Consider the following 13,699-nt stretch of genomic DNA (forward strand, 5'->3'; position numbering starts at 1 on the left):
TGCCATTCTGAACAATACCCAAATCGGACGCTCTAAGGAATCCCCGGAATTGTTGCTTGCCAAGGATTGCCCGGCGTTGTAATATCAGCCATTCCCAAAAAAAATTCAAACCAAATAGGCGACTTGAAGCCGGTTTCCCGTTCCCAAACGCTCTGAGAATTCGCCTCAAAGGAAAGTAACATGCTGGATGATAGACCTTTTTATCCCTTCATTCTCGACCATAAGCCTGGCCTCTTTTTAGACAGGCTTCTTTACGGGCTTTTCAAGCGTGTTCAGTTTAATACGAACATGACGGAGCCCTTGAAGCAAATGCACCGGCAGGGGACGGTTGTCTATGCCATCAAATACAGCGGGCAGTTAGACTACCTTCTCTATCATTACCGTTTCCGGAAAAGCCGCCTCCCCTACCCCAAAATCGCTTTCGACCTGGATATGTCCCTGGTTCTCCCCCTTTCGCAGCTCTTCCGGGTATGGAAATTCAAGATCGGCTTCTTCTTCAAGCACGGATCACTGCCCGACCCCTATCGAACCGGCTTTCTTGAATCGGCCATTCAAGAGGGCACCTCATCGCTGATCTGTCTGGTGGACCCCAAGGGATTCGCCAGGCACTTCATACACGCGGAAAAGGACCCGCTGCAGTTCCTCATTGAGACACAGAAAAAATCCGATCGGCCCATCTACCTGGTACCCCAGCTTGTCCTATACAAGAAAACCCCGGAAAAGGACCACCCGAACCTTCTGGACATCTTTTTTGGATTCAAGGACAAGCCCGGGACCATCAGAAAAATCATCCTCTTCTTCAGGCACAACCGCCAGGCCTTTATCGACTTCGGGACCCCTCTCGATTTAAAGAGCTGGATGGATACCCGCACGCAGGAAGACCCGCCGGAGGCGATGGCCACTGAAGTGAGACAACTCCTCCTTGACAGCATTGATCAGCAGAAGCGGGTGATCCTGGGCCCGGTCATCAAGTCGAGACAGCAATTTAAGGAGAAAGTTCTTAAAGACCCAACGGTTATACACGCTATTCAAACTAAATGCTCGGAAAACGCGGCCCGGTTGAAGCATGCAAGAAAAGAGGCAGCCGCCTATTTTGATGAGATCGCCGCGGATTACAATATCGCCTACATCCAGTTCGCCAACATCGTGTTGACGTGGCTCTGGAAGAAGATGTTTCAGGGCATTGACGTGGATTTAACGGAACTGGCGACCGTAAGAGAATGCGGCAGAAAAGGCCCGGTCATCTATGTCCCATCCCACAAAAGCCACATTGACTACCTGGTGCTCAACCATACCCTCTATCTGAACCACATGCATGTCCCCCGGATCGCTGCGGGCAAAAACCTTTCCTTCTGGCCCATGGGGCCTTTTTTCAGAAAATCGGGGGCCTTTTTTATCCGCAGAAGTTTCAAGGGCGCCAGGCTCTACGCCACCGTATTTACCCGATACATCACGGCCCTCCTTGAGGAGAGGCATCCCCTGGAATTTTTCATCGAGGGAGGCCGAAGCCGCAGCGGCAAACTGGTCCTCCCCAAAATCGGATTCCTCTCCATCCTGATTCAGGCGTTCAAGGAAGGGCACTGCGACGATCTGGTCTTTGTCCCTGCCTCCATCACTTATGACCGCATCATCGAAGAACAGTCTTATCTCAAGGAAATCGGTGGGGGCCAGAAGAAAAAGGAGAGCTTTCGACAGGTGATCCGGACCCGGCATTTCCTCAAAAAAAAGTACGGAAAGATCTATATCCGGTTCGGCCGGCCCCTCCTGCTGAAGGACTATCTGGACCAAAATGGCGATCTTGGAGACAAGACCCACAAACGTCTGGCCTTTCATCTCATCCGCGCCATTAACGGCGCGAGCCTGGTAACCCCCATGGCCCTCCTGGCATCCGTTATCCTGACCCGACATCGTCGTGGATTTCACCTGCAGGAGATAATGGAAACCGTGGGCACCCTCATGCATTTTTTTGAAAGATACCGGGTGCCTGTTGCCACCAGCCTATCCAGCCATGATAAGGCCATCCAAGAGGCCCTTGCCATTTTGATCAAGACCAATGTGGTCAACGCACTGGAGGACACGGACGGATCAGAGGTCTTCTATTATGTGGATGATGAAAAAAAGAGAGAGCTGGAATATTACAAGAACAACATTGTCCACTGCTTCATGTCGCATGCATTTGTGGCCCTCTCCCTCCTGACCGGGAAGGAGGAGGTAAAGAGCGCCCGGTCGATCCTGGACGATTACAATTTCTTCAAAAAGCTGTTTCGATACGAGTTTATTTATGACGAAGGGGTTACGGTTCAGGACAAGGTCAATGAGGCGAACGACTATTTTATGGAGGCCTCATATATTGCCCCGAGCGATTCCCGGGATGGATTCAGGGTAACCCGACTCGGTTTTGATCAGTTGCCCATCTGGGCGGCCTTTACAAAGACCTTCCTTGAATCCTACTGGATCGCCACACGCGCCGTTATCGCGAAAGATAAGAGCGGAAGGAATAAATCCGAACTCTTAAAGAATATGAATTATTTAGGTCAGAGATTTCACAAACAGGGCATTATCAACCATCTGGAAGCCATCTCCAGTCTCAGCTTTGAGAACGCCCTCCGGATGATCAATGAAGACATCCTCGCAAAATCCACAGAATCAGAAGACGACCTCTCACCCGCAGCCGAAAGACTGTCCCAATTCAGTCAGCGGCTCCACGAGCTGTCCCATTACACTGAATAGCCGCCGGCGCTTTGTGTTGACATGGGAAAACATAAACTTGGAAGATCGAATGGGAAATGGGGAATGCGGGGCACGTCGACCCTCCTGTATCCCCATCCAAAGGCTGCATTCCTCTTGAAAAATCCAATCTTCTGATATATGTCAATGTCCCAGCAAGACGTGAACTCCTCGTATGAAGCTTGAATTATGTAAACTTGATTTTCAGGTTTCTTTTACGATCAGGCTGGCCGCCTTGGTGGCAAGAGGCGGCGCTCAACTCCGAATCGATTTCCACGACACCTGTGTGGCAACCGTGAGAACCATGAAAGGACCCGTGGCATGACCAAAAGGTACAAAAATCTTGAGACCAAACTCATTCATTCTGGTGAGCCTGACCCGCTGATCTGCGGCGCCGTCAGCCTGCCCGTTTTTCAATCTTCCACCTTTGAGGCCATTGGTGAACCCGGCTATTACAATCTCAAATATATCCGCCTTAACAATACCCCGAATCATGTAACGCTTCACCGGAAACTGGCTGACTGCGAAAATGCAGAGGCTGCGCTTGTGACGGCCAGTGGAATGGCCGCCATTTCAACAGCGCTTTTAGCCGTTCTTTCATCGGGCGATCATCTGCTGGCCCAGGACTGCCTTTACGGCGGAACCCACGATTTTATTGCAACCGACCTGCCCGACCTCGGTATTTCATTCGATTTTGTCGACGGGAACGACCCGGATTCGTGGAGATCAAAATGCCGGCCCAATACCAAAGCCATCCTTGTTGAAACCATGACAAACCCCCTCCTGCAGGTCGCCGACCTCAAGGCGGTGGTCCAATTTGCAAGGGAATCGGCCCTTGTTTCAATGATTGACAACACCTTTGCAAGCCCGGTCAATTTCCGCCCTCCGGAATGGGGGTTCGATCTCTCCATCCACAGCTGCTCCAAATACCTGAACGGCCATTCGGACATCGTGGCCGGCGCGGTTATCGGCCGTTCCGAACTGATTGACCGAATCGCACGCAAACTGGCTCATTTCGGCGGTTCCCTGGACCCCCATGCCTGTTTCCTCCTGTATCGAGGGATGAAGACACTGGCGGTTCGAGTGAAATATCAGAATGAAAGCGCTCTCAAAATCGCCCAGTTTCTACAAGGGCATCCCTCAATTGCGGTAGTCAACTATCCGGGGCTCGAAACACATCCCGGACATGCGCGTGCGGCAGAACTCTTTGATGGCTACAGTGGAATGATGAGTTTTGAAATAAGGGGCGGCTTGGAGGCTGCGGAGCGGTTCCTGCAGCGGACAACGCTGCCGATCCTTGCACCGAGCCTTGGTGGGGTGGAAGCGCTGATCACGCGTCCGGCCGCCACCTCACATGCCGGTATGTCTTCGGAGGAGCGTGAGGCCCTCGGCATCGCCGACAGTCTCATCCGTCTTTCGGTCGGCCTGGAATCCACAGAGGATATGATTGCCGATCTTGAGCAGGCCCTTGCGTAGAGAATAGGGATTGAGGAATTGAGGAATTCGGGATTTTGCATGATGAAGAGGCATTCTCAAAAATCCCTGCATCCCTGAAATCCTGAATTTAGCCAAATTTCAAATATCTTTGGTTAGGTTTAGCCATCCACCACTGAGCAGGGGTTCACCAGCCGGCCTATTCCCTCGATCTCCACTGCCACCCCGTCCCCATTCGAAAGATAGACCGGCGGGTCACGGAAGGCCCCCACCCCGTGCGGCGTTCCGGTCAGGATGACATCCCCCGGGTTCAGGGTGAAATGCCTTGAGAGAAAGCTCACCACCTCGGGTATCCTGAATATCATCTGCCCGGTGTGACTGTCCTGCATCAGCCTATTGTTGACCCGACACCGGATGCCGAGCGAGTGGGGATCCGGCACATCATCTCGCGTAACGATCCACGGCCCGAGCGGGCAGAAGGAATCCAGGGATTTCCCCCGCACCCACTGACCGTCTCCGAACTGGAGGTCCCTGGCGCTCACATCATTGGCGCAGGTGTAGCCGAAAACAGCCTTCAAGGCATCTTCTTCATTGACCCTGTAGAGAGTCTTTCCGATAATCACGGCCAGTTCGGCCTCAAAATCGACCTTTCCGGCAACCGTCCTGTCCCACGTAATGGGATCTCCGTGGCCGATCAGGCTGCTGGGAAACTTGGCAAAGACAAGAGGTGTTTCAGGGATCTTCCCCTTGCTTTCTTTGGCATGGTCTTGGTAGTTGAGACCCAGGGCAATGATTTTGGATGGTCGCGTCACCGGGGGCGCGAACCTGACCCCGGCAAGAGGAATGGGTGCCTCCCGCTCATATCCGTCCGGATTGCCATTCGAAATCATATCGATCATGTCTCCCCCCATGTTGAAGGGAGCGATCCGGTCGCCCTCTACAATGCCGGCCCGGATCCGGTCGTCATGGTAAAACTGGGCAATCTTCATGGTGAAACCCTCTGGTTGCGGGTTACTGGTTGCGGGTTGCGGGTTGCGGGGTTCTGGGTTTTTCCAACATCTGACTTCTGCCCTCTGATTTCCTTGCCCTTTGAAACCCTTTTTTCTTCTGTTTCACCGGGGCGACCTCTGCGGTTCCTGGTTGCTTGCAGCTTTGAGCTTCTCCCCTGGTGTCACTTTTGACTTGAGTCACTTCAGATCATTTTGCACGCCCATCTCTGACAGACTCATATAATCTCCCTGTTCCACCAGGGTGTAGGCCCTGTCAAGGGCATCGATTCGAGAGGCATATCGGAAGGTACTCTCCCTGTCATGGGCCTGGGAGAGCTTCTCCAAAATAGCTGAAACAATAGCCCCCATCCGTTGGAGGTCCATAACCACCAAGTGGGCAGGGATCAGTATCTCCTTTTCATCGAAATGGACCTTGATTCCCGATGTCACAAAGGCATTCTCTTCCCTCAGGTATTGAATAAGGATGCGCTGTGTCGGATCCTTCTCATTCTCAATGGTGCCAATAATCGTGTTTAGGCCGCCAGGGCCGCTGTCATCTGTCATGCAGGATCTCCTTTGGATTTAAACAATTCTCTGCTTCAATCTTCGCAACAGGACATGGCCTCTCTCTTATCACACAGGAACGGCCTCGGGTCAAGCTTGAAAACCCTTGAAAACATCTTCCTAACGGGCTACATTGCCGCAATCGTCCCAATCTGCCATTCTGAAAGGGTCACGGCCTCAACATGGATTTGACGGATATTCAAACAGAGGATTTCTCCGCTTCCAGAAAAGACTTCTGCCATTTCTGCAACCTTCTCTACGAGCGTCACCTGGCGACCGGTGTAGGCGGCAATGTGGCAGCCCGTTGCGGCGCCCACATATGGTTGACCCCAACGGGCTGTTCTCTGAGGGACGTGCAACCTGAAAGCATAACGGTTGTGGACGAAGAGGGACTTCTGATCCAGGGCAAGATGCCCACAAAAGAGGCGAATATGCACCTGGGGGTTCTCAGGGCAAGACCCGACGTAAACGTTGTCTTTCACGTGCATGGGGCATACATCATCGCTGCTTCGACCTTGCTCGCACCGGGGGCCGGTTCCATGCCGGCACTGACCCCCGGGTTCGTTTATTACGCCTTTCCCCTCCCGATGCTTCCTTTTATGGTCCCCGGCAGTCCGGATCTGGCAGAAGGCGTCACAAAGGCATTGTCAGGCCGGGGGAACTGGGCCGTCCTGCTGCAAAACCACGGGCTGGTGACTGTGGGAAAGGATTTCCGGGAGGCCCTGGATATTGCCGAAGAGATCGATGAAGCGGCCAGGGTCTATGTCCTTACCGGCGGAAAGGCCCCTTCGATCGTCCGTGAGGATGTAGAGCGCATCAAGGCCATTCCCCGGGGTTGACCCTTGGCGATCATCAAAGGCATTCAGAATCTATTTGCGTGTCCTGGGCGACGAGGGTCACCGCCTCTGATGCAGGGAGTTTTTGCATGGCTTTGACGAATTTACTTTGACAACAGATGAATCTCTGTTATAAACATAGACTGGGTGAAACAGGTTGACAACGAATGAAAGGGGGAAAGAACTGCGATGAGTGAAAAGAGCGCCTTGAAAGACAAAGTTGTCTTGGTGGTGGATGATGAGCCCGATGTCCTGGAGACCGTGGAGGAAGAACTGGACATGTGCCTGGTCCACAAAGCAACCGATTATGACACAGCCCTTCAATACCTCCTGAGTTACACCTATGACATCGTCATCCTCGACATTATGGGTGTAAATGGGTTTGAGCTCCTGAAAACCGCCGTGTCCAGAGGATTCCCGACCGTCATGCTCACCGCCCATGCCCTTTCTCCCGAATCTCTGAAAAAATCGATCAAATTGGGTGCGGTCTCGTTTCTGCCCAAGGAGAAGATATCAGAACTGGCCTCGTATCTTGAAGACGTTGTTCTGGGTGAAGGAAAACCGGTCTGGGAAAAGCTGTTTGATAAACTGGGCAATTATTTCAGCAAACGATTCGGGCCTGACTGGAAAGAGAGAGACCGCTTCTTCCAGGAATTCGAGGAGAAACTGAAACAGGATCTTCAAGAATAAACCGGCGCCGTGCATCAACCTGACCGCACTTCATCGCCGGTATTGTGAAACCGGAATAAAATGGGATTTCTTTCAGGGCTCCAGGAATATCTGGACGCCAATTATCATATATCTGTTTTCGATCACGCGTTTGAATCAAAAGAGACCTATGAGTTTCATCTTCACGGTCATCGCATTTTTCGGGGCACGGTCAGCGAGAATCTGAAATATGACCTCGGTCTCCGCACCGCCGAAACCGAGGAGATGCATCTTCCCAAGACCGACGTCAAGCTGGTTTATCCTGCCGCGTCCTCCGATGCGGTCAGGCCGCTCCTCAAGGTGGACCGGAAGGTCCAGGATCTTCAGTTGGAACCGATCATCCCCACGAGAAAGAGATATCACATCAAAAACAAATCCCTTTTCCCTCTCATGAAGGAAAGGAAGGTGGTCTTTTTCACGCTCATGGAAGGGGAGATCGTCAAGGGGCTGATAACCGGTTTTACGCGGTATGAAATAAGCGTGAGCCTCAAGGGGGGAATCCCCGTCGTCATCTTAAGGCATGCGGTATACGATCTTCGCGACAAAAAGGGACGGTGTTTTTTGAAATCGTTCCAGGAAACGCATCGGGACTGGGAAAAAAGCCATCTTTATGTGTCTGGGGGTCCGGAGGTCTGAATTGCCCCGAACCCGGGGCCCTGAGTTCAAACAACACCTCCGTTATCTGTTTGACCGGGGACTCTACACGGATGTCCCGATCTCCCTTACGGCCCGAAGGATATTCTTTCGGGAAAACACGGGCGTGCTCAAGAAATCCGCGTGGGGCACCCAACCCAAACTGTCGTCATCCATCTTTTTGCTGTCCCTCCTCTCCCGCTTATCGGTTACCGTCTTTAAACACCTGTTCCCAATCCGGAACAGCACCTTTGATTCCATTCACGGCTGATCCCTCACAGGTGGGGTAGCCGGACCGGACCTGTGCGTCACACCCGAACAAAAGCAAGTTGAATTATTTTAGCCGGCAGGGTAAGGTGCAGGAACATTAGAGGACGTGGCCGGTTTATTGCCCGCTGATCCATGTAGGGAGAACTTCACCATGACACCCCCTGATATCTTAAAGCCTCTTGCCGGAGGTTCCGTTCGATCCGCCTCTCTCAGAATCGTTATCCCGGTAGGATTGACCCTGATCCTGTTTATCCTGAGTGTTTTCTTTCTCTTTATTCCGTCCATAGAAAAGCAGATGACGGCCCAGAAGCGGGAGATGATTCGAAACCTGACAGATAGTTGCTGGAGTCTGCTGGCTGTCTATCACGACCGGGTGCGAGAAGGAGAACTCTCCCTTGAAGAGGCCCAGTCCCGGGTCGTCCAGCGGATGCGGGGAATGCGGTACGGACCCGATGGGAAAGATTATTTCTGGATAAACGACATGACCCCCAGATTGGTGATGCACCCGTACCGCCCTGATCTGGAAGGAACGGATCTTTCAGATTACGTCAATCGTGAGGGGAGGCATCTCTTTCTGGAATTCGTCAAGACAGTGAAAGGCGCCGGGGCCGGATATGTGGATTACATGTGGCAATGGAAGGACAACCCGGATCGAGTGGTCCCGAAGATCTCTTATGTAAGGGGATTCGAACCCTGGGGATGGATTATCGGAACAGGGATATATGTGGAGGATATCCGGGCCGACATCCTATCGATCACCGGTAAAATGGTGGCCATATGTTCCGGTATACTCGCAGTGGTCCTGGCCCTCTCCCTGTTCATCGTCTGGCAGGCCATCAAGACCGAGACCGCACGGAGGGATGCTGAAAAGGGGCTTATGGAAAGGGAGAAGGAGTTCCGGGCACTGGGAGAGGACGCCCCGTTCGGGATCTCCATAACAGGCACGGATCAACGCCATGAGTATCTGAATCCGAAGTTCACGCGGATTTTCGGATACACGATGACCGATGTCCCCGACAAGAAGACGTGGTTTGAAAAGGCCTATCCGGATCCGTCCTACCGGGACAAGGTGATCGCGGCCTGGAAACAGGACGTGGTCCGGCACCCCGGTGCGGAAGAGGTCAAGCCCCGTGTTTTCACAGTAAGGTGCAAAAACGGAGAGGAAAAGATCATCCAGTTCAGGGCCGTGGCCATGAAAACCGGAAAGCTGCTGCTGACCTGTGAAGATATCACCCAACAGGCCAGGATGGAGGAGAGCCTCAAGAAAAGCGAGCAGAGCTACATCCAGCTCTATGACGAAGCCAAGAGACGTGAGGAGCTCTATGGGTCCCTTCTCCACTCCTCTGCAGATGCCATTGTCATCTACGATATCGACGGAAACGTCCAATATGTGAGCCCCGCGTTTACCCGCATATTCGGATGGACCCAGGAAGAAATCGAAGGAAAACGGATCCCGTTTCTGCCCGATCCTGAGAAGGAACAGTCCATGCGCATTATTCGTGAGCTGGTGGATTACGGGACCCCTTGTCATGGATTTGAAACCAAACGGTTTACAAAAGACGGACGCCTGCTGGACGTGAGCATCAGCGCCTCCCGGTATGATGACCACGAGGGGAACCCTTCAGGGATGCTGGTGATTCTCCGCGATATCTCCGAAACAAAAGCCCTGGAATCCCAGTTCTATGAAGCGCAGAAGATGGAGTCCATCGGTACCCTGGCAGGAGGGGTTGCCCACGATTTTAACAATCTCCTCATGGCCATACAGGGGAATGTTTCTCTCCTTCTTCTCGACAAGGACGCCTCGCATCCGGATCAAAAGAGACTTCACAATATTGAAGAACATATTCAGAGGGGCGCGAGCCTCACCAGACAGCTCCTGGGATTTGCAAGGGCGGGCAAGTACGAAATCAAACCTACGAACCTCAATGAGATCGCTCGACAGAGCATCGACCTGTTTTCACGCATGAAAAAGGAAATTAAGATCCGTTCCACCTATCAGAAAGATATCTGGATGATTGAAGCGGACCAGGGACAGATCGAACAGGTGCTCATGAATCTCTATGTGAATGCAGGTCATGCCATGCCCGAGGGGGGAGATCTCATTATCACCACTCAGAATCTCACCATACCCGGGGATCATCCGAAACCGTCCGGCCTCAGACCGGGGAAATACGTTAAATTATCGGTGACCGATACCGGTGTTGGCATGGATGAAGACACCCTGCAGAAAATTTTCGATCCCTTTTTCACCACCCGTGAAGTGGGTCAGGGAACGGGCCTCGGCCTTGCCTCGGCCTATGGAATTATCAAAAATCACAGCGGGAGTATCATTGTCAGGAGTGCTGAAGGCAAGGGAACCACCTTCGACCTCTTCCTTCCGGCCGTTGAGGCAAAAGAGATCACGAAAACAAGAGAGATTGATCCGCCCCTTGAAATCACCCCCGGTGGCGGAACGATTCTCCTGGTGGACGATGAAGAGATCGTTATCGAGGTGGGCGAAGAGATGTTGAGACGGCTGGGATACACGGTTCTCAGTGCCGGGAGCGGTAGAGAGGCGGTCAAACTGTGCCGGTCCCACAGGCGCACCATCGACCTGGTCATACTGGATATGATTATGCCCGACATGCCCGGTGTGGAGACCTACGACAGGCTCAAACAGGAAGCCCCTGACCTTCTCGTTCTGCTGTCCAGCGGGTACAGTATAGACGGCCAGGCAACAGAGATACTGAAGCATGGATGCAACGGCTTCATCCAGAAACCCTTCACCATGGCGGCCCTCTCGAAGAAGATACGGGAAGTCCTGGCAAAATAGTGCCTGCATTGCTCAAAAAATTTGAGTGGCGCCCGGCGGGAAACTATAAGCTCCGCTGAGGAAACCATCAAGAGTCTGAGTACCTGGTATTCTGTCATTAAAGACAAAAAAACATGGCCATTCTTCCACTATACGCTTAGCCTTTCGTCATTCCGGCACGATTCTAGCCGGAATGACGGGACAGCACACAGCCGTTTTGGTTGCGGTTACCCGCTTCAGATAATAACCCATTTAAGACTTCGTCTTTCAAACTCCTTGATCGGAACTCCGGGTTTTCGGTCAAGGGCTGGCCAGTGACTTTCACCCGGAGGGAGAGGACATGCCCGTCGACCTGGAAGGTCAGATTGAACGAATCACCTACACCAATGAGGAAAACGGTTACACCATCGCCAGATTGAGCGTATATGGACGGCGCGATCTGGTGACCGTGGTGGGGAACCTCATGGCGCCCATGCCGGGCGAAGTGGTCAGATTGAAAGGCGAATGGTCCATCCACGCCAGGTACGGCGAGCAGTTTAAAATCACCCACTGTCAGACCACCGTGCCCGCCTCGGTGCAGGGCATTCAGAAGTACCTCGGCTCCGGCCTGATCAAAGGCATCGGCCCGGTCATGGCCAAACGGATCGTCAAAAAATTCGGGGGCCGGACACTGGATATTATTGAAACGGATATTCAACAGCTAACCCAGGTGGAAGGGATCGGGGAAAAACGGATCGCCATGATCTGGAAGGCATGGGAAGACCAGAAGGAGATCCGCGATGTCATGCTCTTCCTCCAGGGGCACGGGGTCAGTTCAGGCTACGCCACCAAGATATTCAAACAGTACGGGAGCCGGTCCATCCAGGTCGTCCAGGAGAACCCCTATCGCCTGGCCACCGACATCTTCGGTATCGGCTTTGTCACGGCTGATAAGATTGCCGAAAAGCTGGGATTTGAAAAGGATTCCGTGTTGCGGGCCGGGGCAGGGATACTCTATGTGCTGGGCCGGCTTTCCGATGAGGGGCATGTCTACTTCCCCTATGAATCTCTCCTGGACAAATGCGTGGAGGCCCTGGAGATACGTCCGGAACGGATCGCAGAGGCCCTGGAGGAGGTTGCCAAGGAAAAACGGGTGATCATCGAGGATATGAAAAACCCGGCAGACAACACATCCCAGGCCACCCGGGGGGTCTACCTGGCCAGATTCCACGTATCTGAGACCGGGGCGGCCCGACACCTGAAGGCCCTCCTCAGCGCCCCCAAATCCATCCGGGAAATTGATGCGGACAAGGCGGTCTCATGGGTCCAGCAGCGGCTTTCCATCTCCCTGGCAGCAGACCAGATCAGGGCGATCAGGAGCGCCGCGAAAAACAAGGCCCTGGTCATCACCGGGGGCCCCGGTACCGGAAAGACGACCATAATCAACGCGATCCTGACGATATTTTCGGGGCTCAAGATCCGGATGCTCCTGGCCGCGCCCACCGGGAGGGCCGCCAAACGAATGAGTGAGATCACCGGTCGCGAAGCCAGAACCATTCACCGCATGCTGGAGTACAGCCTTCAAAAGGGAGGTTTTCAGAAAAACGAGAAATCGCCGCTTTGCTGCGACCTCCTGGTGGTGGATGAAGCCTCCATGATCGATACGATCCTGATGTACCACCTTTTGCGGGCAATCCCGCCTGAAGCCACATTCATCCTGGTGGGTGATGTCAACCAGCTTCCGTCGGTCGGGGCCGGAAACGTCTTGGCCGATGTCATCGGTTCCGGGTCGGTGCCGGTGGTGGAGCTTCACCAAATCTTCAGGCAGGCCAGGGAGAGCCGGATTGTGGTCAATGCCCACCGGATCAACAGCGGCCGCCTTCCTGCACGGAAACCCTCTAAGGACCGGCTCGATGACTTCTATTTTATCGAACGGGACGACCCCGATGACGTCCTCAGGGAAATCATCCAACTGGTCACGGAGAGGGTCCCCGAAAGGTTCGGGCTGAATCCCTTTGATGATATTCAGGTGCTGACGCCCATGCACAGAGGCGTTGTGGGGTCGGAAAACCTGAATATGGCGCTTCAAAAGGCCCTCAATCCGACAGGCAAAGGGATTGCGAGGGGCGACAGGGTCTTGAGAATCCATGATAAGGTGATGCAGATCCGGAACAACTACGACAAAGAGGTCTTCAACGGCGACATGGGTCGCATCCTCAGGGTCGATCCTGAGCTGCGGGAGGTCGTCATCTCCTTTGACAGGAGAGAGATCCCCTATGACTATAACGACCTGGATGAAATCGTTCTGTCATATGCGGTCTCGGTGCATAAATCCCAGGGATCCGAATACCTGGCGGTCATCGTCCCTCTGGTCATGCAGCACTATATGCTCCTGCAGCGCAATCTGATCTACACGGCCGTGACAAGGGGCCGGAAACTCGTCATCCTTATCGGCGCCAGGAAGGCCCTGGCCATCGGGGTGAACAACAATAAGATCCGCAAACGGTACACACGGCTCAAAGAGAGACTGACGGCCGAGGGGTGAGTGGAAGGCTCAAGGCGCAATGGGAGAACTGCAAAGACAGCCGACCCGATCTTCACTTTCCCATCTCAAATCTCAAATCTCAAATTTGATGGTCTCGTAAGAAGTCAGGAAATGTCATTTTTCGTCATTCCGGCGAAGGCCGGAATCCAGTCCCGCAACAGCGGGATTCAATCAGTTACAAAACCTCTGGACCCCGTCCCGCCATTCGGCGGGATTCAACGGG

At 53.3% G+C, this 13,699-nt stretch carries 10 protein-coding genes; 8 read left to right on the top strand and 2 right to left on the bottom strand.

What is annotated here, in order from left to right; translation table 11 throughout:
* Positions 1–180: 180 nt before the first annotated feature.
* On the top strand, positions 181–2,730 hold the full coding sequence (locus tag K9N21_09435; protein MCF8144128.1) for a 1-acyl-sn-glycerol-3-phosphate acyltransferase: 2,550 nt from the start codon (positions 181–183) through the stop codon (positions 2,728–2,730).
* A gap of 318 nt (positions 2,731–3,048) precedes the next feature.
* Entirely contained in the window at positions 3,049–4,203 is a 1,155-nt protein-coding gene (locus tag K9N21_09440) for a PLP-dependent aspartate aminotransferase family protein (GenBank protein MCF8144129.1), read from the top strand.
* Positions 4,204–4,322: 119 nt separating this feature from the next.
* Here K9N21_09440 and K9N21_09445 read toward each other — a convergent pair whose 3' ends face one another.
* Together K9N21_09445 and K9N21_09450 are read right to left on the bottom strand one after the other, a co-directional pair.
* On the bottom strand, positions 4,323–5,150 hold the full coding sequence (locus K9N21_09445) for a fumarylacetoacetate hydrolase family protein (protein MCF8144130.1): 828 nt from the start codon (positions 5,148–5,150) through the stop codon (positions 4,323–4,325).
* A 198-nt stretch (positions 5,151–5,348) separates the two neighbouring features.
* Positions 5,349–5,714, bottom strand: coding sequence for a hypothetical protein (locus tag K9N21_09450; GenBank protein MCF8144131.1), 366 nt, complete (start codon positions 5,712–5,714; stop codon positions 5,349–5,351).
* A gap of 182 nt (positions 5,715–5,896) precedes the next feature.
* Here K9N21_09450 and K9N21_09455 point away from each other — a divergent pair, with 182 nt between their 5' ends.
* The 6 genes from K9N21_09455 to K9N21_09480 all read left to right on the top strand — a co-directional run bounded on the left by K9N21_09455 (position 5,897) and on the right by K9N21_09480 (position 13,476).
* Positions 5,897–6,553 carry a class II aldolase/adducin family protein gene (locus tag K9N21_09455; GenBank protein ID MCF8144132.1) on the top strand — a complete coding sequence of 219 codons (657 nt, stop codon included), beginning with the start codon at positions 5,897–5,899 and terminating at the stop codon, positions 6,551–6,553.
* Between the two features lie 186 nt (positions 6,554–6,739).
* Complete coding sequence (locus tag K9N21_09460; GenBank protein MCF8144133.1) at positions 6,740–7,240, top strand: response regulator; 501 nt, start codon at positions 6,740–6,742, stop codon at positions 7,238–7,240.
* A 60-nt stretch (positions 7,241–7,300) separates the two neighbouring features.
* Positions 7,301–7,894 carry a hypothetical protein gene (locus K9N21_09465; GenBank protein ID MCF8144134.1) on the top strand — a complete coding sequence of 198 codons (594 nt, stop codon included), beginning with the start codon at positions 7,301–7,303 and terminating at the stop codon, positions 7,892–7,894.
* Position 7,895: 1 nt separating this feature from the next.
* Complete coding sequence (locus K9N21_09470; protein ID MCF8144135.1) at positions 7,896–8,162, top strand: hypothetical protein; 267 nt, start codon at positions 7,896–7,898, stop codon at positions 8,160–8,162.
* Positions 8,163–8,312: 150 nt separating this feature from the next.
* Positions 8,313–10,973 (top strand): cache domain-containing protein, encoded by a 2,661-nt coding sequence (locus K9N21_09475; protein MCF8144136.1) that lies wholly within the window; start codon positions 8,313–8,315, stop codon positions 10,971–10,973.
* A 319-nt stretch (positions 10,974–11,292) separates the two neighbouring features.
* Positions 11,293–13,476 (top strand): ATP-dependent RecD-like DNA helicase, encoded by a 2,184-nt coding sequence (locus K9N21_09480; GenBank protein ID MCF8144137.1) that lies wholly within the window; start codon positions 11,293–11,295, stop codon positions 13,474–13,476.
* The last annotated feature ends 223 nt before the right edge of the window (positions 13,477–13,699 follow it).

Source organism: Deltaproteobacteria bacterium, assembly GCA_021737785.1.
Lineage (GTDB): Bacteria > Desulfobacterota > DSM-4660 > Desulfatiglandales > Desulfatiglandaceae > AUK324.